Below are 22519 nucleotides of genomic sequence, written 5' to 3' on the forward strand. Positions count from 1 at the left end.
CCCCCCTTATTATTTCACTTGTAGAATGTGTCCACCGTCAAAAAAGTATAGGTAGCGTTCTTTGACAGGCTTCTTTAAAATTCTTTCTATCGCTTTTGAATAAAGCGTAAGCTGCATTTCGTAACGATTTAAAAGCGTTTCTTTTGCTCCAGAAAAGCCATCTGTAAAACGGTTTGTGATCTTATCCGTTTTATAATCTATTAATATGAAACCATCTTCCTCTTCAAGCAGGCCGTCAATCACCCCTTGAACAAGCACATGCTCTTCTTCTCCATCCCAGTTTCTTTGAATCTCAGACAATGGAAGCGCCATGCTGAACGGGATCTCTCTCTTAAAATCACCGTTCTCTATGATTCTTTTTCCAAGCGGCCCTTCAATGAACTGTTGAATTTGAGAAAGCTGAATGTATTCAGCTTGTTCTGCTGTAAGAAGTTCTTTCGCTTCCATTTCAGCAAGCTGTTCCTGAAGCTCTTCTATTGAGGAAGCTTTTGTAAAATCAACGTGCTGCATGACCATATGCATGGCCGTACCTACTTCAGCAGCATTTAACTGAGTTTCTTGCATGAATCTCGGGCGTTCATGAATCACTTGCTGAGCGGCTTTAACTAAATCCGTCGAGCTGTACTCATCTGCTTGATATTGTTTTTTGATTTCAGTTACAGATTGCTTCGAACGTGTAAACGTTGAGAGTTTATGTGTATATTCCCATTCTAATCGTCGCTTGATTTCAGTAAAATGTTCACTAACAGAATCTACTGGTTCGTTGTTTTCAAGGTTTGCTAATAACTCTTCTTGTTTCTGCTTTTCTTCCATCTCTAACTCTTCGTATTCACTAGCTGGAAGAATCGTAATCTTCCAATCGGTATCATCCATATAAACTTCGCCTCTGCCTCTTTCCCCTGTTCCAAGAACAGAAAGAAGAGGATCAGCATTTTTATGGCGTATGACCGCTCTTCCAATCCAGTCTAGATAACTTTTTACTCCGGCACGTTCAAAGTCAGGCAGCATCCAATTTTCTTCGTAAAGAGAATCACTCCAGGCATTAGCAGATTTTTCAATGTCATTAACTGTGCCGACTAAGTATAATTTTTCCTTAGCACGTGTAAGTGCTACGTACAGCACACGCATTTCTTCTGCGATCAGCTCCATTTTCTTTCTGCCCGCAATTGCCAGCTTCGGAAGTGTTGGATAGGCAACGCGATATTCGGGATTGATATATTGAGTTCCAAGACCAAGCTCTTTATGAAGAAGAACTTTCTCGTTCAGATCTCTCGTATTGAACTGTTTGTTAATTCCTCCTACGAAAACGATAGGGAACTCGAGACCCTTACTTTTATGAATGGTCATCACCCTAACTACATCTTCTTGCTCACCAAGAGCTCTTGCTGCTCCAAGGTCCTTCCCGCGTTCCTGCATTCTCTCAATAAAGCGAAGAAAGCGGAACAGACCCCGAAAAGATGTACTTTCATACATTTTTGCACGATCGTATAGTGCTCTCAAGTTGGCTTGACGCTGTTTTCCTCCAGTCAGTCCCCCAACATAATCAAAATAACCTGTTTCGCGGTAGATGTCCCATATAAGATCAGCTAGAGATCCTTGACGTGCTTGATGACGCCACAATTCCAGCTGCTGCAAAAACCGTGAAACTTTCCCGCGAATTTCAGGATTTTCTCCTTCTGCCGCATATAGTTCGACGGCACCAAGGTAATTGTCTTGCTTCTGCTTCAACCTTACGACAGCAAGCTCTTCACCGGTCATGCCAACTAGCGGTGAACGAAGAACAGCTGCCAGCGGTATGTCTTGTAAAGGGTTATCAATTACTTTCAACAGTGACATCATGACATGAATCTCGGTAGCGTCAAAATAGCCAGTCGAAAGTTCAGCATAAGCTGGTATGCCTTGCTGTTTAAATTCTTCTAAAATGACAGGCGCCCACACAGACGTTGCCCGGAACAGCATGACAATGTCTTTATATTTAGCTGGACGCATTGATTTCGTATTTTTATCAAAAACAAGATGAGGAGAGTTTCCTGTTGTCCCCACAATCTGTTTAATTTTTTCTGCGATCACTCTTGCCTCAAGCTGAACGGTTTCAAGCTCTGATTTTTCCACTTCACCGCTCTCTAGGCCTTCTTCATCAACAACATGCTGGCTTTTATTAATAAGGATCAGCTCAGGCTCATTGCCATCTTGTTCTGGATAATAGCTCGCACCAAGCTTCAGTTCAGCATCCTCACTATATTCGATCTCTCCAACCGTTTCGTTCATGATTTGTCTGAACAAATAGTTGGTAGCTTGCAGAATGCCATTTCGGCTTCTAAAGTTTTTGGCTAGATCAATTCGCAAGCCACTTCCGCCTTCTTTTGAAAACTGCTTGTACTTAGATAAAAACAGAAGAGGTTCAGCAAGGCGAAACCGATAAATCGACTGTTTCACATCTCCAACCATGAACATGTTTCCTGTGTGTCCATCTTTAGACACTAAACGAACAATGGATTCTTGCACAAAGTTTGTATCTTGATATTCATCAACTAATACTTCTACGAATCGATTACGGTACTCTAATGCTGCATCTGAAGGAACAGGATCATTCATCGTTGATCCTTCACCTTTTAACACGTGAAGGCAATAATGCTCCAGATCACCAAAGTCTACAAGCGACTTTTCCCGCTTTGCTTCGCGATATCTTTGTCCAAACGTTTTTACTAAAGAAGAGAGCTCCTTGACGATCGGCGCCATCTCTTCAATGTGAACAATATAAGAATCAGGGTGTCTGTCGAAGTAATCTTCTTTTAGAGCGCTAGTTCGTTTCTTAATGGTGTCTCTCATCGATTTAACTTTATTCTTTAATTCTTCATCTACATCTTTTCCGCGAACAGCTTTTAACTTAGGCGAAGCATAGGTTTGAAATTCTTCGTAAAGCTGATTCCAACTATTCTTTGCCCCATATATTCTGTTAATAAAAGCTAGATCTTCTTGCAGCGTTTCTGCATAAGCAAGAGGACCTCCTGGGGCTTGAGCGAATTCAAGTGCTCTTTGCGCCAACGCACGCAGCCCTTCTACCTGGATCGAAATATCAGCCAGTAATTCTTGCGTCCAAGGAAGTTCATCAATAGAAGATGCTTGCACTTGGTACGTTTCGGCCATCTGATCGAGCCATCCGTCAGGATCAGGATGACTTCTTGCAAAATCATAAAGAGACAGCACAAGCTTTTGAAGTTCCATATCATTTCTGTCAGAACTGTACGCATCAACCACTTCATAAAAAATATGTTCTTCTCCCTTGCTGTACTCTTCTTCAAAAAGATCTTCAATCACTTCTTGACGAATAAGTTCTGCTTCCGTTTCTTCTGCAACACGAAAACCCGGGTCAAGATCGGTTTCATAATAATGCTTGCGTAGCACCTCAATACAAAATGAGTGAAGTGTAGAAATAGAAGCTTTGTTTATCAGATTCAGCTGTCTTCTTAAATGAAGAGAAGAAGGGTTTTGCGACAATTCTTTATCGATCGCTTCCCCTATCCGTTTTCTCATTTCAGCTGCTGCCGCGTTAGTAAACGTAACAATAAGCAGTCTGTCAACATCTGCGGTCTTTTCGCGGATCATCGTAATGATGCGTTCTACGAGAACTGCTGTTTTACCAGACCCTGCCGCTGCAGCAACAAGTACATTTTCGCCTCTTGCTTGAATCGCTTGCCACTGTTCATCCGTCCACGTGGCACCTTCAGGTTTAGGAATTAATGTTTTCAATTGAGGTTTCCTCCTTCCTCTTGCATTTTTTCTAAGATAACTTCATCTTTTTCAGGTCGAAGCTCTCTATATTGATTTTCTTCAAGCGTCTGATCAAACTGACAGACAGGTTTATACGAACAAAATTTACAAGGTGTTTTTTTCTTCATTTCATATGGCGAGATATCAATAACACCGCTTGTGATGCCTGCGCCGCTATTCACTGCCATTTTCCTGGCATGCTTTCTCATCGTATGAAAATGGTCGGCTGTAGCAACGGAAGAATGCGATTTGTGAAATCCTTTTTGTGTTAAAGCTACAGGGATGATGGAAGATCGGTCCTCCATCGTACTGTCCATAAGGTGAACGGCTTCTTGCTCTGCAAGTACAAGACCTTTCATCTTAAATTTCTTCAGCACTTCTTTTTCAATCTCTTCCACACTAAGAAGCTTCTTTTCATTTAGGATCGGATTATGAACATGGAAGTACAAAACACCTGCCGGCACGGATTCTTCGCCAAGCCAATTTTGCGAATGTGTTACAGCTACATCGAGATATGTTAACATCTGCAGTGCGATTCCATGATACAACTCAGCTAAGTTCAGTCCTGTTGAACTCGATTTGTAATCAATAACACGCATAAGAAGTCCTTTAGAGCTTTTTGCTGTGTCGACACGGTCAATGCGTCCAATCACTTCCATCGTTGTTCCGTTCGGTAACTTATAGATCAGCGGCGGCAATGTTCCGCCAGCTCCGAATGCCAGTTCAAGACCAGCAGGAGTAAATCCACTCGCTTTTGCATGCTGGCTTAAAATGTGTGAAGCCTTTCCAACTACTTCTTTCAACTTCTTTTTTATATAAAGATGACGGTTCGAACTTAAAAGAATCTCATGCTGAAGCTGCGGTGCGAGCAGTTCTACAATATCTCCTGCCAGCCTGTAACAATCACCTTTTGAAAGATCTCCCCAAGAAACTCTTCTTTGCTGAAGGGCATCATTCATCTGTTTTAACGCAGCATGAAACAGTTGCCCAATATCTGGTGCTTCGAGTTTGTACATTTGACGTTCTCTCAGTTTTAATCCATACGACATAAACTGTGAAAACGGACAAGACTGGAAAAGCTCCATCCTAGATATACTCGTCAAGATCTTTTCACCATACAGATCCTGTGATACTGAAGAGCTTAATGGTGCTTCACGGTTAAAATAAAACAGACTTGATAAAGCCCTTTTCGCATAATGGCCGTATTGGTCATTTGTAATAACCCAGTTGTAAACATCCCACCAAACGGTTGAGATCGGATACCCTTTTTTCCATTCTCTCAGCTGTGTGCTTAAAAAGGAGATGCTCTTTACAGGATGCTGCACAAAATCAATATCCTCGTCAAGAACTGGTTCATTTTGATAAAGCTCTTCCTTTAACTTCGGAAAAAGATCACGCAGCCGCTGAATAACCATTGATGGCTGAAGTGTCTTGCCTTCCTCATCTGCTAGTGCATACGAAACAAACACATGATCACTAGCATTTGTTAACGCAAGATAAATCATAAATTGTTCATCGAGCAGTTTCCTTCGTGATGTCGGCGCAAGAACAACTCCATTTCGTTCAAGCGCTTCTCGTTCGTCTTCTGATAACAAACCATCATCCTTTGGCTTAAGAGGAATCACACCATCGTTTACACCAAGCACGAAATTAACTTTTACGTCGGTAAATCTTGATCTCTCCATCGTTCCAACTAAAACTTGATCTAATGATGGCGGAACAAGGGCAAACTTCATGCTTTCAAGCCCCGTTTCAAGCATCTGCATCCATGTATCTTTTGACAGTTCTTCTTCACCCGTAAGTTCTACCATTTCATCAAGCAGACCTAACACTGCGTTCCAAACCTGGCCATGTTCAGATGCTGCCCTCAGTTTCCCTGAAGACTCCGCTTGCAGTCTTAAGCGCTCAAGTTTCATCGGGACATGAAGATCTTCTAAATACTGATAAAGGGTTTTACAATAATCTATAACACTTCTGCTGTTTGAAAGGCCTTTTGATAGACGACTTAGAGGAGACACAATCATGTCCCTCAAATCATTGATCAGTTGTTCTTTTTCGTCGTCGCGGCTTGTTTTACCGAAGTCTTCTGACTCAAACCCTCTAAATCTTTTATATTTCCAAGGCTTAGGATCTGTCCATCTCTTGCCTTGAATGCCGAGCGCTAATACATAGTTTTCGAGTTCGTCCATACACCTTCTCATCTCAGAGGTTGTTTTTCTGATCTCATCAAGCGGATAGAGCATATCTGTTTTAACCGCACGAAAAACGGCTTCATACCGCCAATTCTTTAAAACAACATCTAAAGAGGAACGAATGAGTTCAATGAGCGGATGATGAAGCATGGACTTTTTTTGATCCAGGAAAACAGGAATTCCATAGTCTGAAAAAACAGTCTCAATAAGTGTCTGATAGCTTCCAGCGTTTCGGACTGTAACGGCTACATCACGGTATCTATATCCATGATCCCTTACAAGCTCCACAATCTTTCTTGCTGCACCCTCCACTTCTGATCTTACATTTACAGCAGCTGCAACATGAATCCCATCAAAGTCCGATGATTGAACAGCAGGTCTCCTGTCATATTGCTCTTCAATGTGAGCAATCGCCCGAGAAGAGAATTTAGGATTTTCGCGAAGGAAGATCGGTTCTTCCAATTCCACATTTAGTTCTTTCGCTTGCTCAGTGAGAACTCCAATCGTCTTTTTTGTCATGTGAAATGTGTCTAGTTCATGCGGATCTGTATCTAGTTGAATGGTTTCATCTGTTGTAAGTGCAATCGTGACTTTTTTTGCATGTGCCATTAAACCTGCCACAACTTCGAGCTCTTGAGGTGTAAAAGAATGGAATCCATCTATGTAAATCTCGCTATTCTTAATACTCTCAGCATAAGGCAGCTTCTCTTGAAGCAGTCTTAAATAATCTTCAGAATCAAGATATTTGCCAGCGAGTGCTTGTTCAAGTGCACCTGAGATGATGCTGAGATCTGAAAGTTTGTCTTGAAGCACCTTCTTGTTATTCTCTTTTTGACCTAAGGCAGTGAGCGTTTCCGCGTTCCACGTAAGGTCTTCTGAACTCACACAATAACGTTTCAGCTCTGTTGTCATGAGCTCAAGCAGTTCGTAAAATCCGCTTTGTTCTGATGCTTTTTTAAATATTTTCAGTTCTTCTCTTTTGTGTTCAATAATTTTCCGAAGCATCATTCTTATGCCTGTTGAGGTGATATGCATTCTTGTCATGCCCCCGGTCTCACCAAGAACACGCCAAGCAAGTCTCGAAAAACTAAACACTTGCGCACGCATCATACCAGATAATCCATGGGTGGATGCAAGCTTGTATTCTGATTGAAAGGTCATCTGATCTGGAACTAGATAGATGATTGGATTTCCGGATGGATTCTCTTTAAGTTTTCTTTGAATCTCCATAAAGACAGAGTGGGACTTTCCGCTGCCGGATCGTCCCAAGATATATTGCAAACTCATTTTGTTCATCCCCTGTTCCGTACATATATTCTGTTTCTATTATCTCATAATCTAGTAGGACGGCAAAGGCTCCTATCCTCAAAAACGAGTACTTACAGCTGGTATTTAAAGGATAGCTTTCTTAAAAGAAATGTTTTTGTGTGACTACATAGTTGCTCTGGAAGTGGTTGATCTCCGTTTCAGACGCTCGCTTTCCGGGAGGTGCGCGGTGAGCCACCTCGGCGCTATGCGCCCTTAGGTGTCTCACCTGTCACACTGATCCCCCAGGAGTCTCGCGTCTTACACTACAATCAACTTGTCAGTGATGTCTTAAGCAACAATATTTTAGGATTGTTGCTAGTTGGAAGTTCATAAGTTGGTTGTAGCTTAATATTGCCGACTTCTACGGGACAAACAGACAGTTCAAAAAGTTCAGCGCCGACAAGCGGGCCATCCAGCAAAATCATACATATAAAGTTTTAAGTGATGATGAGCAAAAGGTGGATGGGCTAGCAAAGCGCACTTTGCTCATGACGGACCATTTAACTTTTGACCTGGAGGGGTAAGCCACTGCAACTAGACAGGTCAGACACTCGAGAGTGAAAACATACGAATGTGGCTCACCCTCTGCTTCGCGGAAAGCGAGCACCTGAAACGGAGATCAACTTTCAAAAGTAACAATGAATTCTTTAATATGAACACTCTGAGGTACATGCGAATAATTACTTTCTAGCCTTTTCTAAACGATTGTTGCTTCGTTGAAAAGTTGATTGTAGTGGAAGGTGCGAGACTCCTGCGGGACAGGTAGGCAGGTGAGACACTTAATGTGAAACATACGAATGTGGCTCACCGCCTGCCCCGCGGAAAGCGAGCACCTGAAACGGAAATCAACTGCTTCTTGGCTTTATTTCATAGTACTAACCCTTTAAAATGAGCCAAAATAAAAAAGGAAAACCGCTACATCATTAGCTGATTTTCCTCCATTTTGATGGTATCCAGTTTTAACGTGTTTCTTCCTGATGACTTTGCTTCATATAAAAGCATATCGGCTCTTTGGATCATTTCGGCAGGCTTTTCACCCGTTTTATAAATAGCTATACCATAACTCAATGTTACTGGTAACGGTTCGTTTCCGATGGTATAAGGAAATCGCTTTAAGTGACTATTGATGGATTCAATCATCTTTTTCACTTCATGTTGGCTAGCTGTATGCAAAATCCACGCAAATTCTTCACCGCCATACCGATAAGCTTCACCGTCTTTAATAGAGATATACCGTTTAAAGGTTGCTCCCACGAGCTTTAGCACTTCATCTCCAATCAAGTGGCCATGCTGATCGTTAAAATTTTTGAATCGGTCAATGTCACAAAGGACAAGAGTGAAAGGCTTATTTTGTTTTGTTTTTTCTAATACATCTTCTTGAAACTTTCTGTGGTTAAGCAACCCTGTTAAATAGTCTTGTTCGGATTGAAGCTGATACATGTTTTTCTCAAGATAGTGCTGTCTTTCTTTAGATGCGATGATACCGCCATATAATGCAATCAGCCACAAGAAACAACTCTTCATAAAAAATTCAAAGGAAGCCATAGTGTCCTGATAGCCACTGTCTGTTATAAAAAAGAACATCAGGGTACTAAAAATTGCTGCTCCTAAAAGGAAAGCTCCCTTCAATCTCCAATAAAGAGCTGCATGAATGACAATTAAATAACCGACTGAAACAAACGGACTTTCTGCTCCTCCAGACAGCTGCATGAGCCAAGCATAAGCTATATAGTCAAAAACAATGCCACCCCTTGTAAAAAATCGGTAGTACACGGATTTTTCATGGCATTTATGTAATACGATTTGCGTTGAGGTCATATATAGTATTCCGATCGCCAATAGCAATGGAAACGTATCTGTTTCATAGTTCAATACATTTGAAATAGGAGGATAGTAAAATATAGGGATGCAAAGAACTAAAAAGAACCACCGCAATAAAGAAGATATGTTTTCAGACCGGTGTTCCGTTATTACAAACCATTCTCTCATGTAGTCATCTTCCTTCACGCTATGCTATATTAGGAAATTATAGCACACGGTTCCTGTATTTTACATAAATCAATTTTCATCATATTTTTCTTACGTTTCGCACGTTTTCACTTCTCGTTTGTTCGTATACATTCGTTCGTCAGCCAGTTGAAGATAATAATCAATGTTTTCACATGCATCTGCAAGAAGTTCTATTGCACCGTAAGCGAGTGAAATAGAATTGTTCCAACTCATCAATTGACTCTCTATCTTTTCAACAAGGATATACGCTTCCGCTTCTGAAATTCCCGGTAGAAGAAATACAAATTCATCTCCTCCAAATCTAAATCCGGAAAACAATTTTAAGCGTTTTGAAAGCTCAGCGATCTGTTGAAGGATCTCATCTCCAGCAAGATGCCCATACTCATCGTTTATCAGTTTAAAGTTATTAATATCAAACATAACGAGTGTTAACGGCAGTTTAAGTTTGTGCGCTTTCTTTAGCTCTTTTTCCAAACAGTCATAGAAGTAGCGACGGTTATAAAGGTTGGTCAACGGGTCACGAATACTTATTTCTTTCAAATCTTTAAATTGCTCTGCTGAAAAACCGCTTAAGAATCCAGTAACTGACCGATGTGATATACGGTTCCATCTGTCCAACATGAAAAGTTGAACAACATGCGATTCATTTTTTGCTTCTTTTTTTACTTGCTGCAGAACAGATTCACTGACGCTATTAGTAAAGCAAGCAAGTGTCTGATGCGGAATACGCTGATGTCTTAAAAAATGAATACCAGACCGAAAAGCCTTTTGTTCAGCTTGTTTTAAAAATAATTCAAAACGTTTTTCCGGCAAAAAAACCGCATGAACGATACCCCGTAAAAACTTCACTAATATTTTTTCGTATTGCTCAACAAAACCGTTCAGAAACGTATGAAAGTCATCATATTGTCCGAGATGCTCTTTGTGAGTATGTATCATGGTTGGAATAGACTCCATAAATTTTGAAAACAAGTTTCTTTTGAGTGTGCGCAAGTCTAGTTGGAAGTTTTCCATTTCTGCAACCCCTCAAATCCTGAAAAATTACATACAAAAAGCCATTACCCAAAAAGGGAATGGCTTTAATTAAAGTTGATAGGCATCGAATCTCTTTGTCAGTTTTGTTCATCCGGTGCTCATGTATTCGTATACATTCCGCTCCTCTGAACTTCACTTCCTCGACCTTCTTGCCTCTCAAGCATTAATACAATGTTGATAGACATTGAATCTCTTTGTCAGTTTTGTTCCTAAGTGGTCATGTATTTACAATAAATACACATCTCTTAAGAATATACCTCCCAGATCCAACAGCTATCGAAACATTAGTCCGCTTCCCTTTGGCAACCGGCTGCCATTGCATGTCTCACCATACTTTAGGCCCATAGCTTTGCGTCCCAGCTTTTCAACTGGTTTGCCCTTAATAACAAAGGTTTCTATTGATTTATAGATATTATATACTATATAGGTAATTTTAGCCAGTGTTTTATATGGGTATTTCATCCTATTATTTGTAGTCTTTAGAAATTTTTAACATCCTATAGTACCTATACCCTACCCGTACAACATTTAAAACAAAATAAGGAATTTTTACAGGGAAATGGTAAAGTGTCTTTTTGTAAAACTTAAAATACGCTTTACGCAAGTCTTTCCATTTGCGGCAATCTTCCTTTTTATAAAAATCAGATACATCCACAATAATTCCTCTATTACCCGAAATCATCACATTCTTCCCATGTACATCGCTAGGCTGCAATCCCTTTTCCGTTGCATAACTTAAGGCTTGATCAATATCAAAAATCACATGTTCAGGTATTTTAATTCCTTTATGCACACAGTCATAAAGCGTAATACCTTGGATTCGTTTTAAAATCAAGAACCTACTTTCCGTGTAATAACAAACAGAAAACCCGGGATGATCGCCTAAACGTTCGTATACTTTCTTCTCATCCAGCAGACCGTGTTCGTCCCTGCCATAAATTTTCACGACATAATCGGGATATTCTGGATGTAAAAAAACAGCCGCGTAATTACCGCAGCCTAGCATCTGCCAAGGATGTGGTGTATTTACCGGACATACCGGATCAAACGGACTTTGGCTCTCAATCATGATTTCACTGTTCAATTGTCTGGCAAGCTGAATAAAATGTTCCATTCGGATCCTCAATTTCTAATGGTCTACTATCATCATATGTTTCTGCATTCATTGTATACAGTTGGCATGAAAAAGGAAACCTGAATGTGTTCTGGCTTATTCCGCTGTTACATGAAGGTAGGAGAGCATAAGCGTTTCGGCTTTGTTCTTCAAATGAACGTTCGGGAATCGCATAATTTCACGGTACCCTCTAATGAAGATCTCGTATTCAGTAATATCTGCTTCACGCCTGCCATCCATCACCTTTATTCTTCTTTTTCGGAGTTCAACTCTAACATCATATAGATCTTTACTAATTTGATTCATAATCTGTTCGATTAATGCGACATATGGCTGCCTCAACTTTAATGGAGAGCCGTTAATAATTTGCAGGTCCCGATTAAACACTGTGAGTAAAATCGGATACATCACAAATTTCTCAATGAGCGAACGCTCTTCTTCGCTTCCGTATTGCACGACAATTCCTCCAATCTTAAGAAGGCGAAAAACGAAATTGTACAGATAATATATTTCTTATGTGAAAAGTTCGGATTTCTTTTCTAACTGAACAGTAGCCCTTAATTATGTCTCCGTGAAGTGAGTATGGAATGATCATTCGGTGAGAAATATTCCCTTTTCGCGAAAGGTAAATCATCTCCACCGCAGTCCTTTCCTGGATGCATCTTAAAAACATGCTAGTCATGAAGCAACCTCCTTTTTTATTTATTATATGCGAACAAACGTTCTTTTTATACAAGAAAAAAATACCTATCTAATAAAAGATAGGTATTTTAGATTTTTATTTGGTTTGAAGACCGATTCCCATTGCCTCTAGCTCTTGATACAAGTTACCCGCAATGGAAAACCCTTCGAAACTGATCCCCAATGATACTACCGTCTGCGCTAATTCAGGCCGCATACCGCTTAACGTAACTTTTACACCGAGGAGCTTAAGTGAATTAATCACTTTAAATAAGTTATGAGCTACCATCGTATCGATGACTGGTACTCCAGACAGATCGATAAACAGATGCTCAACTTCTAGTTCCATACATTTCTGAAGTGATGTTTCCATAATTAACTTAGATCGGTGAGTATCAATCGTTCCAACAAGAGGAAGAACAGCGACGGATCTCGTCAGTCTAACTACTGGAACAGAGAGTTCTTCAATGGCTTCTCGGGCCAATCCGAGTACTCTGTTATTGTTTTCTACATAAGCTACACTAAAAGCATGAACGGTTTCATCTAAAAACGGATCAATGATTGACGCTGCTTTTAAAACAGTATCGGCTGAAAACTTTTCATTGTTAATCTCGTTTCGGATAAAGTCCCACAGCACGATCCGATAAAATCTCGTACTGTTTAGTGCGGTATCTAAAGGCACTTCATACTCAACCGCAAGTTCGCCATTCTTCCTTCCCCACTTGATAAACCGTTCTTCGCTGGTTTTAAAATCTTCATATAGTGCTTCTCCAAAATATGTGAATAATTCTCCACGAAGTTCTTTCACAAAATCTGTTAGAACGGGCGGATTTTCACCATGCTGTACTCGAACCTCATCAATCTTCTTCGCCAGATCATATTTACTTTCAATGATCTTTTTCCCCAATTCTTTCAATTGGCGCTCCATTTTATCTATATCCCCCTATATAAACAAAAAATTATTGCATACCTCCTACTTATATACCATTATTAAATGGATATAAAACCTATTTTCACAAAAAACATGTCGTAAATTGTTGATAGTTTAGGAAGGAGCTACTATGAAGATTTGGTTCGGCTTTTTATTCGGTCTATTTGTTATGTCTCACTGGTCAATTAGAGCTTTTGCCTGGGAGCTTAAAGCTGTGACAGCAGGCGAACGAATTGGAGCAGTATTTTTAGGAGTTTTCATTTTATTTCTGATTCTGTTGTATATCTTCAAACGCTACAGCACATCATTTTTTCATGGATTTTTAGCTGCGATCGGCTTGTTTTTAACGGTAGATAACATCTTGTTTCACTGGGTGTTTCAATTACATCGTATTACCAGCGGTCCTGAAGCAAATCTTCTTGAACCTCTGTTTGTTTTGATCGGAATCGCACTTGTGTACTATACGTGGAAAAAAGAGAAAATAGTGGTTTAAATGTAATCAATATGAACAGCAAACCCCGCTGCTTTCGCTTTCAATGCAAGCTTTTCTGCGTTTTCCCGAGAAGAGAATGCCCCGATCTGCACTTTAAAAAGCTTTCCAGATGATGTTATGGTCTCATTAAATGCTTCTGTATTGACGGTTCGTTTCTTTTGTTCATATTTTATATCCTCAATAAAGAAAGGAAACGTCTTACTATATTGATGAAAACAATTCAACGGATCTGTTCGCCGTTTTGGGTCCAGTTGAAAGTGGCCTTTAATATGACGATCTGGGTCCCATTGATACATTTCGCATAAATAAGCAAAAAACCAAACATACCGTTTGTATGCTTCTTGAAATTGAATAGCACCACCGTAGCAAAGTTCGACCCCTATTCCCCATTCGTTTGCATCAGAGACATCAGAACGTACGTGCCATGCTTTTTCATTCAACGGAATGATTACAAGAATTTGTTTATCATCAATGAAAACATGGGCAGATGCTTCTAAGTGCTTGCTATTGAAATAGTTATAGTTTTGCCGAGCTGTTGAACCAGCGTTACCTGTATCATGAGCTACAGCATATTTAGGAATGCGATTCCCGCCTGGACGCTGCTTCCATTCATTTTTAATAAATTGATTAGTAATTTTGTATTTTTCTTTCATCTTTACACCTCCAGAAATTTTACACCTACTTTATAAATGTTTTTAAACACAAAAAAAGAGCCATAAGCGGCTCGTTATTTTTTGGTTATTTTCCACTGGGCGGTGAGCCACATTCGTTCGTTTCACTTTTAAGTGTCTCACCTGCCCGCCTGTCCCGCAGGAGTCTCGCATCTTACACTTCAATCAACAATCATAGAAGATAACATTTGAAAGCAACAATCTTTTAGAAAAGAGCGTTTCCAAAAGACTTTTACATCTGTAGCTTTCACCATTGAAAAGTTGTAAAATGCGCAAGGTGGCGAAAGTCCTACCGTACGAGGCTCACCCGCCCCATGAAGAGAAGTCACCTAGAGCGGAAACCCACCACTTTCAAAAGCACAGCGTAAGATAAAACAACTTTTTACATTCCTCCAGGTGGTGATTGCGTTGTGATCGCCCAAACCCAATATGCAGCTCCGATTAAGAAACCAAATCCTAAAAGCACAAAAAACAACGTTGAATTCTTCATCATAAACTTCCCCTCAAACCTTTTACTTTCTTTCTTATTAAATATAAATTATCATATACTAATAGAAGAAACAAAAAGCAAGGGTGTTAAAATGGAGAATAGAGGGCAATCCCAAGGAAGAAATGAATTAGAACGCGAACTTGAAATGAGTTTACGAAGACTTTTCCGTACGTTACGAAAAGGTCTGAACGAAGTGTATTCGGATTATATTCCAAGCAACGAATTTGCTGTACTGCAGACTCTATATAACCAGAGTCCTTTAATGGCATCTGAAATTGCCAATGAATTAAAGGTATCGTCAAGCCATATTACCGCAGTTACAGACCGCCTTGTTGTAAAAAACTATATTCAGCGTGTTCGTTCAGATTCAGACCGCAGAATCGTATATCTGGAAATTACAGAAGACGGTAAAGAAATCGCTAAAAAAATGGATGAAATTAAAAATAAGTATTTAGAAAAAAAGTTTGCTAACCTGACTGATGAAGACATGAAACGCATGATAGCTTCTTCAACAAAACTGCTGGATTAATTAAAGCAGTTTTGCTTTTTGAAATTACTTCACTTTATTAACTATTTATCACATGAATAGGAGGAATATAAATGGAACATCTAGAAATGCGACGGAAAGTCATTATTATGCTTTCCATCATGGCGGCTATGCTGTTTGCTGCTTTAAACCAAACAATTGTTGGAACGTCCTTGCCTAAAATCATTGCTGATCTTGGCGGAATTGAATACTACAGCTGGGTATTTACAATTTTCATGCTCACTTCCAGCATTACGGCCATCCTCGTCGGAAAACTGTCTGACATATATGGCAGAAAGCCTTTTATCCTTTTAGGAATTGGTGTTTTTACAATTGGATCGCTGTTATGTGGAGTATCTAGAAGCATTCTTGAGCTTATTGCATATCGAGGTATACAAGGGCTTGGCGGCGGAATGATCATGTCAACCGCTTTTACAGCTGTTGGTGACCTGTTCCCTCCTCGCGAACGAGGCAAATGGCAAGGAATCATGAGCAGCGTGTTCGGATTAGCGAGTGTGTTCGGGCCCACATTAGGAGGATATATTGTTGATCACTTTCATTGGCATTGGGTGTTCTGGATTTTCCTTCCGTTCGGTCTAGTTGCTTTTGCAGCTATCTATTTTTTATTTCCGTCTGTACAAAGAAAAGAAAAAGAGTCCATTGATTACACAGGGTCTCTTCTATTAACACTTACGATGGTCCCCCTTCTGCTTTCTTTTACTTGGGCAGGCAATCAATACGACTGGATATCCCCTGAGATCATCGGATTATTTTCAGTAACCATTGTGGCTTTCTTCTTGTTTATCCGTACAGAAAAACGAGTCTCTAGCCCTGTTCTTCCTCTTGATATGTTTAAGAATAAAGTGTTTACAGTTTCTAACATTATCGGCTTCTTTTTAGGAGCAGGTATGTTTGGATCGATTATGTATATGCCTTTCTTCATTCAAGGCGTAATGGGTACATCTGCAACAAAATCCGGATTTGTGATGATGCCTCTTACGCTTGCCATGGTTGCTGGAAGTACGATAAGCGGACAGATTGTAACGAAGACTGGAAAGTACAAAAAACTTGCGATGCTTGGGCTGTTCATTATGGTAAGCGGTATGACGAGCATGCATTTTATGGATACCGAGACGACAAATACAACAGCCATCCTTAACATGATCTTAGTTGGTTCAGGACTAGGTATCGCTTTCCCTATCTTTACACTGACTGTACAAAATGCGATCGAACATAAATACTTAGGTGTTGCAACTTCATCCGTACAGCTATTCAGACAATTAGGCGGTACAATTGGTGTTTCGATCATGGGAAGTGTTATGAACAATTCACTAGCTGACCATTTTAACAAAGAATCTCAAAAACTAATGGTATCTACACCTAACATTACACCTCAGATGGGTGAGCAGATAAAAGAGCTGGCAAATCCACAGGTTCTGTTAAATCAAGGTGCGGTACTAGAAAAGTTTAGCGCGTTGCCACCTGAGTCACTCGGCCTTATTAAACAAGTCTTAGGAATATTGCGTGAGTCACTAAGCTATGCATTAAACGGCGTTTTCTTAACTGGCGCTATCGTGATTGGATCAGCGTTCTTGCTCACCTTCTTTTTCTTAAAAGAAATTCCGCTACGAACGTCTAATGAAGAGAAAACCGAATCGAATGAACAAGCAGCTGAGCGAAAGCTGGGGTAGTTAAAGCATAAAGCAAAAGACGGCAGGGGCGAATGATTGATTCGTTTCCCAGCCGTCTTTTTTGTTAGCCATTTTGTAATTTTTATTGGTTTTGGGCGTGGTTGGTTGCGTTTCAGGTCGCTCGTAAATCTTGGGAATCGCTCGTAAATCTTGGGAATCGCTCGTAAATCTTGGGAATCGCTCGTAAATCTTGGGAATCGCTCGTAAATCTTGGGAATCGCTCGTAAATCTTGGGAATCGCTCGTAAATCTTGGGAATCGCTCGTAAATCTTGGGAATCGCTCGTAAATCTTGGGAATCGCTCGTTCAGCGAGCATAAATGCCGCTGAACGAGCACAAATTTTCATGAACGAGCATAAATCTTCCCTGGCGAGCATATTAACCCTCGCAGTTCAACCACCTCTTAGAAAACACAGACTTTTTATTTCACAAGCGTTGTTTGCTGTTCTGCAGATACATGGCGCACAGGATAGTTCATGCTCCAAAAGCCGATATCTTTAAATCCTAACCGCTTATAGATGGATCCTGCTTTCGGATTATCGTAAAAAAGACAAACCGCTTTCCCCTCAGCCAGGATGTCCTGACACAGTGCTTCCATGCATAGAGATGCAAGACCTTGATTTCTTTTATCTGGATGTGAACAAACACCTACAATCATAGCTGATAAAGAATTTTCAGCGGTTGAAGATGCACAAGAAACCATCTTATCAATATCCTTGATAAAATACGTACGGCCTGTTTTAGTAGTTAATGCTTGTTCCAAGCTTTGTTTAGCTGTAGGCCGAATATCAAACTCTTTTATCAGGTGCCTTAAGTCCATAATGCTATCAACATCTGATAGTTCAGCTTGCCTAATATTTTCTCGAGAACTGCTTTTGTTTAAGAATTGAGCATCTCTTAGTTCAGCAAAATAGGTTTCTTTCGTTCGCTCAAAAGCTACATATGGTCGAAACTGTTCGGTTATTTCCTTTTTGCCGGAAAGCATTTCATAATTGTGATCTTTATTGATAATCTCTGAGAATGCTTCGGCATTTATCGTTCCTTTTGCATAAGGCAGATAGTTACCCATGTAACGGAGAAGAATACCTGTTATTGCGCCGTCTTCACCCACATCAGCCCAGATTTCCTGAAATTCTGTTTCATATCCAAAGTTTTCAATGTCTGCAATAATAAATAAATTCAAAGCAGGTTCTGCACTTAAATAGTCCATTACTTTTTCATGCCAAGTTTGATCAGTCTTAATAATCATCTGCACTTCTCCTCCCTTATGTTGTATATATTTTAGCTGTAAAATGGAAAAATGCAACATTTTTTCAGTTTAATGAGTATTAATTATTTCATTTTGGCACAACAAAAAAACCAGCCATATAGACTGGTTTACATCGGTACGAGCTGGTTTTGTACGGCATAGATGACAGCTTGTGAGCGGCTTTTCACTTCAAGCTTCTTAAATATTTTACTTACATGAATTTTTACTGTCTTATCACTGATAAAGAGTTTATCTGCAATTTCTTTATTGCTCAAACCTTCAACTAACCCGATCAACACTTCCTGCTCACGTTCAGTCAGGTTCGTTTCATCTTGTTTTATTTGCGTCTGCTGAAGGTGGATGTTTACTAGTTTCTTTGTCATTCTTGGGGTAATCATTGATTCCCCTCTATAAACCGCATGTATGGCATCTACCACATGTTCGGATGGTGCATCTTTTAACAAGTAGCCATCTGCACCGGCTTTTAATGCAGATAGTAAATATTCGTCATGCGTGTACATAGTCAGAACGAGGATACGGATGTTCGGATGTTTTGCTTTTATAACCGATGTCGTTTCCACACCGTTCATTCCTGGCAAGTTAATATCCATAATAATAACATCTGGCATCAATTCTTGAGCGGCCGTTAACGCTTCTTCACCTGATATTGATTCACCGACAACTTTTATATCGTCTTCAAATGATAAGATGTTCTTTAATCCATCTCGTAAAATAGCATGGTCATCTACAAGTAATATAGAAATCATATTAAAAAGCCTCCTTGGATTCTATTTGAGGAATGTGTAATTTAATTTCGGTTCCCTTTCCTTTTGCAGAATCAATATGAAGGGATGCACCTAGACTCTCGGATAATTCGTTCATGTTCAGTATGCCATAATGAGGCTCTTGCCTAGCTTTGATCATCGATTCAAATAGCGAAAATCCTTTGCCATCATCTTTTATCTTAAAAATGACTTGTTCTTTAGAGTAGCTTAAAAGAATTTCGACTTTGCTTGCATCCGCATGCTTTAGCGTGTTATGAAGACTTTCTTGAAAAATATCAAAAATGACTTTCTCTACCATTGTACTAAGCGGATATCTAGTGCCGCGCTCTTGGAAGCGAAATTGTATGTTATGACCTTCATCTTTTACAGCCTTCACTTTGGATTGAATGGCTTGATGAAGTCCTATTCGTTCGGTTGGATATGGGCGCAAAGCGTAGATAGATTCTCGCAAGTCCTTTAAACTTCCTCTTAATTTTTCAGTACTTACCGCTACAAGCTGTTTTGTTCTTTCAGGCTTTTGTTCAAATACGCGCTGAGCAGTTTCAAGCTGCATAACAGATCCGGCTAATGTTTGTGCAATGCCATCGTGAATTTCACGGGCAATTCTGTTCCTTTCTTCTAACAGCACCCGTTTTTCACGTTCGGAGATCAGCAGTTTGGATTTCCAAGCAACCGCCAGCTGATTAACAAGCGTTGCCATTGACTGCTCATCGACAGAGGAAAATGAATGTGTTCTGGTTCTTCCTGTAAGAAGTACACCTGTAACTTCATCCTCAATGGTAAGTGGTGCGATCATGATCGACTTTATACTGCTTTGAAAATAATGAAACACCCATTCGTTATCTTCACTCTTTTTATTAAACAAAACCATTTTAGAGTTAGCCTCAATATGCTGGAGCAAATTCTCTGAAAGATCTTTGCTTGTGGAAAGACCGCCATTTTCGTACGCTAGTTTCCATGTCGTTCCATCAAAGAGATAAAGAAGCACAGCATCCGTGCCAAGAAACTCTAAAAAAGGAAGTTCAACTTGCTTTAACCAATTCTTTGAAGGTAATTGAGCATTAAACGTAGTACTGATATCATAAAGTGCTTTTAACCTGTTTTGCTCCTGACGCAGCCTTGCTATAAAGGAACATATAAGTGCAATTGCGACCAAGGGAGAGAAGAAAAAGATATAGGAAAAAGCATCTACCACACCACGGTTTTGGCTGCCCAATAAAAACATTAACGTAATGTAGAGAACAGAAAAGAGCGTTACAAGTGTTTCTGAGATCGTTTTTGTTTTCCAAAATTGAAAATGATAAACTTGCGGCCGTAAAAAAAGCACGATATCGACTATTAAATTATTGAAAAGATAATAAAGAATCGCTATTCCAATCATCCGTATTTCAGCGGACCAAAACAGACTCCATTGTGCCGTAAAAGTTGATAATAAAAAGTCTGTCAGATGAACAGCACCAAAAAAGCTGATCATTAGCTGAGAAGGATTGAATAGTACGATACGCAATGGGCGCTGATTCAAAGCGTTAACTAAACAAACCATGCACCCAAAAACAAAAACCGCTATCCCCCATCCGTAAAGAAGCTCAATCGTGTACAGCAAAGGAAAGCTCAGTGCACTTATACCTTTCCAGATTGGAATCGGATAATACTCTGTTATAAAGAGAAAGATCAATAGCGTTAAGAATACGAGAAGATCTGGTGTTTTGGAAATCGAAAACAGACTTAGAATCAAAATGACCATACCTGCTGCAATAATAAGCGAAACAAATGAACTAGCTGCTTTATCCCGGTTTATCCCCATTTTTCTCACCTGCTTTATTTAAATGCCTCTTATAAAAAACCTGTCTAAATAATCTGTCAATTTATTCTATTATATCATAGGGTTTCAACCGCTTTATTCAGCCGTAAAAAAACCGAAATTAGTCGAATGGCATATGCCGCTGACCAATTTCGGAAAAAACTAATGTTTTATTTCATTATCGCATGTTAAAAGAGTGTGTTCTATTGAGCAAAAGATGTAGATTTCATAGTACGAAATATCTAACCTGATAAACTATAATAAATGAGATAAGAACATTGTAGCTGTACCAAAATAAACTAAAAGCGAAAAAATATCATTCAATGTTGTAATGAGCGGCCCTGACGCTACAGCCGGGTCAATCTTAAGTCTGTAAAGCAGCAATGGAATCAGTGTACCTGCTAAGGTTCCAATAATTAAAGTGAAAAATAAAGAGCTTCCAACTACTAAACCTAAAATCAGATTACCTTTCCATAGATAAGCCACGATCGAAATTAAGATACCACATGTAACACCTATAATAAAACCAACACCAAATTCACGCATGATTAATTTAATAATTGTCTGGCGGTCAATGTCGTGTGACACGAGTCCGCGCACTACAACGGCAAGAGACTGTGTTCCGGTATTTCCAGTCATACCCGCAATCATTGGCATAAAGTATGTGAGAGCTACTGCTTTTTCAATCGTTCCTTCAAATGTACTGATAATGCTTCCTGACAGAATTCCGATAAAGAGGAGTAAAATCAGCCAAGGAAGTCTTCGATATGAAGCGATAAGTGCACTCGTCTGGAAATCAATTGATTTACCAGTCGCTGATAATTTCTCAATATCTTCATTTGCTTCTTCAATTAATACGTCTAGCACATCATCGACCGTGACAATTCCTATTAATCGATCTTGTTCATCTGTTACAGGAACTGCGATAAAGTCGTAACGCTCTATCGTTCGGGCTACTTCTTCCTGATCGGTTTCTGCAGGCACGGAGATGACCCTGTTGTACATAATATCTTCTATCTTTTCGTGCATCTCAGCTAATAGGAGGTCACGATAAGAAACTACACCAACGAGTTTTTTATCATCGTCGATCACATATAGGTAATAGATGTTCTCAGCAAATCCTGCGAACGTTTTAAGTTTTTCAACCGCATCGCGAACGGTGTACACTTGCGGAATCCAAACAAAACGGTTCGTCATAATTCCACCAGCAGTATCTGAATCATATTGCATCAGGCTTTGAACTGTTTTGGATTCATCTGCTTTCATCGATGATAAGAAATCCTGAATCTCATTAACGTCCAAGTTGCCAAGAAGATCGGCAAGGTCATCGTTTTCCATTAAGTTCATGATATGAGATGATCGTTCTATGCCCAGTTTATGCAGAATCTCCATTTGCAGATCGCTTTCAAGTTCTTGAATTAATGAAGCAATCTGTCTAGTTGTTAAAAAGGTGACGAACTTATGCCTGTGTTTTTCCGGCAGGTTCTTATACACGTTAGCTATATCATAAGGGTGCAGTTCATCAATTAAAAGCTGAAATTCTTTCTTGCGCAGCTCTTTTAAATTTTTAATTACGTATAATAAAATCTGATTTTCTGACATCTCTTTAAACAAGGAACGTCACCTCCTTATAAAGTACTTCACTATTATAAATTATTTATTTATATGTGACTATTGTTTCGCGGCTGAACTATGCTGTGTTCGCTCTGTTCTTAGGATATGGTATTTCACAAATAAAAAACCACTTATCAAAAGTGGTTTCTTCACGTAAG

General features: G+C 39.6%; 18 protein-coding genes and 1 riboswitch. Of the genes, 3 read left to right on the forward strand and 15 right to left on the reverse strand.

Annotated elements, in window-relative coordinates; genetic code table 11:
- Nucleotides 1-9: 9 nt before the first annotated feature.
- From addA to QUF49_RS12725, 8 genes are all read right to left on the reverse strand, one after another.
- A complete protein-coding gene (addA, locus tag QUF49_RS12690) occupies nucleotides 10-3750 on the reverse strand; it encodes a helicase-exonuclease AddAB subunit AddA (protein ID WP_289495982.1) in 3741 nt (1246 codons plus the stop codon).
- A complete protein-coding gene (gene addB, locus QUF49_RS12695) occupies nucleotides 3747-7250 on the reverse strand; it encodes a helicase-exonuclease AddAB subunit AddB (RefSeq protein WP_289495983.1) in 3504 nt (1167 codons plus the stop codon). Before addB ends, addA begins: the two co-directional genes overlap by 4 nt.
- Before the next feature lie 290 nt (nucleotides 7251-7540).
- Complete coding sequence (locus tag QUF49_RS12700; RefSeq protein WP_289495984.1) at nucleotides 7541-7696, reverse strand: hypothetical protein; 156 nt, start codon at nucleotides 7694-7696, stop codon at nucleotides 7541-7543.
- 490 nt (nucleotides 7697-8186) lie between these two features.
- Nucleotides 8187-9260: a GGDEF domain-containing protein gene (locus QUF49_RS12705; RefSeq protein ID WP_289495985.1), complete on the reverse strand. Its 1074-nt coding sequence runs from the start codon at nucleotides 9258-9260 to the stop codon at nucleotides 8187-8189.
- A gap of 90 nt (nucleotides 9261-9350) precedes the next feature.
- Nucleotides 9351-10295: a GGDEF domain-containing protein gene (locus QUF49_RS12710; RefSeq protein ID WP_289495986.1), complete on the reverse strand. Its 945-nt coding sequence runs from the start codon at nucleotides 10293-10295 to the stop codon at nucleotides 9351-9353.
- A gap of 319 nt (nucleotides 10296-10614) precedes the next feature.
- Nucleotides 10615-10704: riboswitch (cyclic di-GMP riboswitch) on the reverse strand.
- Nucleotides 10705-10782: 78 nt separating this feature from the next.
- Nucleotides 10783-11430, reverse strand: a complete 648-nt coding sequence (locus QUF49_RS12715) for a serine/threonine protein kinase (RefSeq protein WP_289495987.1) — start codon at nucleotides 11428-11430, stop codon at nucleotides 10783-10785.
- 96 nt (nucleotides 11431-11526) lie between these two features.
- Nucleotides 11527-11886, reverse strand: a complete 360-nt coding sequence (locus tag QUF49_RS12720; protein WP_289495988.1) for a hypothetical protein — start codon at nucleotides 11884-11886, stop codon at nucleotides 11527-11529.
- 322 nt (nucleotides 11887-12208) lie between these two features.
- Nucleotides 12209-13039: an STAS domain-containing protein gene (locus QUF49_RS12725; RefSeq protein WP_289495989.1), complete on the reverse strand. Its 831-nt coding sequence runs from the start codon at nucleotides 13037-13039 to the stop codon at nucleotides 12209-12211.
- A 133-nt stretch (nucleotides 13040-13172) separates the two neighbouring features.
- Here QUF49_RS12725 and QUF49_RS12730 point away from each other — a divergent pair, with 133 nt between their 5' ends.
- The gene (locus QUF49_RS12730) at nucleotides 13173-13535 is read left to right on the forward strand and encodes a DUF2243 domain-containing protein (RefSeq protein WP_289495990.1); all 363 of its coding nucleotides are present in this window, start codon (nucleotides 13173-13175) and stop codon (nucleotides 13533-13535) included.
- Here the strand turns inward: QUF49_RS12730 and QUF49_RS12735 are convergent.
- Entirely contained in the window at nucleotides 13532-14188 is a 657-nt protein-coding gene (locus QUF49_RS12735) for an N-acetylmuramoyl-L-alanine amidase (protein WP_289495991.1), read from the reverse strand. The genes QUF49_RS12730 and QUF49_RS12735 overlap by 4 nt on opposite strands.
- A 42-nt stretch (nucleotides 14189-14230) precedes the next feature.
- Complete coding sequence (locus QUF49_RS12740; protein ID WP_289495992.1) at nucleotides 14231-14359, reverse strand: hypothetical protein; 129 nt, start codon at nucleotides 14357-14359, stop codon at nucleotides 14231-14233.
- A gap of 428 nt (nucleotides 14360-14787) precedes the next feature.
- On the opposite strand from QUF49_RS12740, the gene QUF49_RS12745 reads away from it, so the two are divergent.
- Nucleotides 14788-15225, forward strand: coding sequence for a MarR family winged helix-turn-helix transcriptional regulator (locus QUF49_RS12745; protein WP_289495993.1), 438 nt, complete (start codon nucleotides 14788-14790; stop codon nucleotides 15223-15225).
- Nucleotides 15226-15296: 71 nt separating this feature from the next.
- A complete protein-coding gene (locus QUF49_RS12750; RefSeq protein WP_289495995.1) occupies nucleotides 15297-16913 on the forward strand; it encodes an MDR family MFS transporter in 1617 nt (538 codons plus the stop codon).
- A 112-nt stretch (nucleotides 16914-17025) separates the two neighbouring features.
- Here the strand turns inward: QUF49_RS12750 and QUF49_RS12755 are convergent, their stop codons facing one another.
- The 5 genes from QUF49_RS12755 to mgtE form a co-directional block, all read right to left on the reverse strand.
- On the reverse strand, nucleotides 17026-17259 hold the full coding sequence (locus QUF49_RS12755; protein WP_289495996.1) for a hypothetical protein: 234 nt from the start codon (nucleotides 17257-17259) through the stop codon (nucleotides 17026-17028).
- A 74-nt stretch (nucleotides 17260-17333) separates the two neighbouring features.
- A complete protein-coding gene (locus tag QUF49_RS12760) occupies nucleotides 17334-18161 on the reverse strand; it encodes a GNAT family N-acetyltransferase (RefSeq protein ID WP_289495997.1) in 828 nt (275 codons plus the stop codon).
- A gap of 128 nt (nucleotides 18162-18289) precedes the next feature.
- The gene (locus QUF49_RS12765) at nucleotides 18290-18928 is read right to left on the reverse strand and encodes a response regulator (protein WP_289495998.1); all 639 of its coding nucleotides are present in this window, start codon (nucleotides 18926-18928) and stop codon (nucleotides 18290-18292) included.
- Nucleotide 18929: 1 nt separating this feature from the next.
- Complete coding sequence (locus QUF49_RS12770; protein WP_289495999.1) at nucleotides 18930-20750, reverse strand: GAF domain-containing sensor histidine kinase; 1821 nt, start codon at nucleotides 20748-20750, stop codon at nucleotides 18930-18932.
- A 252-nt stretch (nucleotides 20751-21002) separates the two neighbouring features.
- Nucleotides 21003-22361, reverse strand: coding sequence for a magnesium transporter (mgtE, locus tag QUF49_RS12775; protein ID WP_289496000.1), 1359 nt, complete (start codon nucleotides 22359-22361; stop codon nucleotides 21003-21005).
- Nucleotides 22362-22519 lie beyond the last annotated feature (158 nt).

The organism is Fictibacillus sp. b24, from assembly GCF_030348825.1.
Classification (GTDB): domain Bacteria; phylum Bacillota; class Bacilli; order Bacillales; family Fictibacillaceae; genus Fictibacillus.

Bases quoted from the DNA above. Each gene is read 5' to 3' on its own strand.
- QUF49_RS12750 (WP_289495995.1), top strand. From the start codon at position 15,297: ATGGAACATCTAGAAATGCGACGGAAAGTCATTATTATGCTTTCCATC.
- QUF49_RS12735 (WP_289495991.1), bottom strand. From the start codon at position 14,188: ATGAAAGAAAAATACAAAATTACTAATCAATTTATTAAAAATGAATGG.
- QUF49_RS12740 (WP_289495992.1), bottom strand. From the start codon at position 14,359: ATGCGAGACTCCTGCGGGACAGGCGGGCAGGTGAGACACTTAAAAGTG.
- QUF49_RS12755 (WP_289495996.1), bottom strand. From the start codon at position 17,259: ATGAAAATTTGTGCTCGTTCAGCGGCATTTATGCTCGCTGAACGAGCG.
- QUF49_RS12760 (WP_289495997.1), bottom strand. From the start codon at position 18,161: ATGATTATTAAGACTGATCAAACTTGGCATGAAAAAGTAATGGACTAT.
- QUF49_RS12770 (WP_289495999.1), bottom strand. From the start codon at position 20,750: ATGGGGATAAACCGGGATAAAGCAGCTAGTTCATTTGTTTCGCTTATT.
- QUF49_RS12725 (WP_289495989.1), bottom strand. From the start codon at position 13,039: ATGGAGCGCCAATTGAAAGAATTGGGGAAAAAGATCATTGAAAGTAAA.
- QUF49_RS12700 (WP_289495984.1), bottom strand. From the start codon at position 7,696: ATGATTTTGCTGGATGGCCCGCTTGTCGGCGCTGAACTTTTTGAACTG.
- QUF49_RS12715 (WP_289495987.1), bottom strand. From the start codon at position 11,430: ATGGAACATTTTATTCAGCTTGCCAGACAATTGAACAGTGAAATCATG.
- QUF49_RS12765 (WP_289495998.1), bottom strand. From the start codon at position 18,928: ATGATTTCTATATTACTTGTAGATGACCATGCTATTTTACGAGATGGA.
- QUF49_RS12730 (WP_289495990.1), top strand. From the start codon at position 13,173: ATGAAGATTTGGTTCGGCTTTTTATTCGGTCTATTTGTTATGTCTCAC.
- QUF49_RS12705 (WP_289495985.1), bottom strand. From the start codon at position 9,260: ATGAGAGAATGGTTTGTAATAACGGAACACCGGTCTGAAAACATATCT.
- QUF49_RS12745 (WP_289495993.1), top strand. From the start codon at position 14,788: ATGGAGAATAGAGGGCAATCCCAAGGAAGAAATGAATTAGAACGCGAA.
- addB (WP_289495983.1), bottom strand. From the start codon at position 7,250: ATGAGTTTGCAATATATCTTGGGACGATCCGGCAGCGGAAAGTCCCAC.
- QUF49_RS12710 (WP_289495986.1), bottom strand. From the start codon at position 10,295: ATGGAAAACTTCCAACTAGACTTGCGCACACTCAAAAGAAACTTGTTT.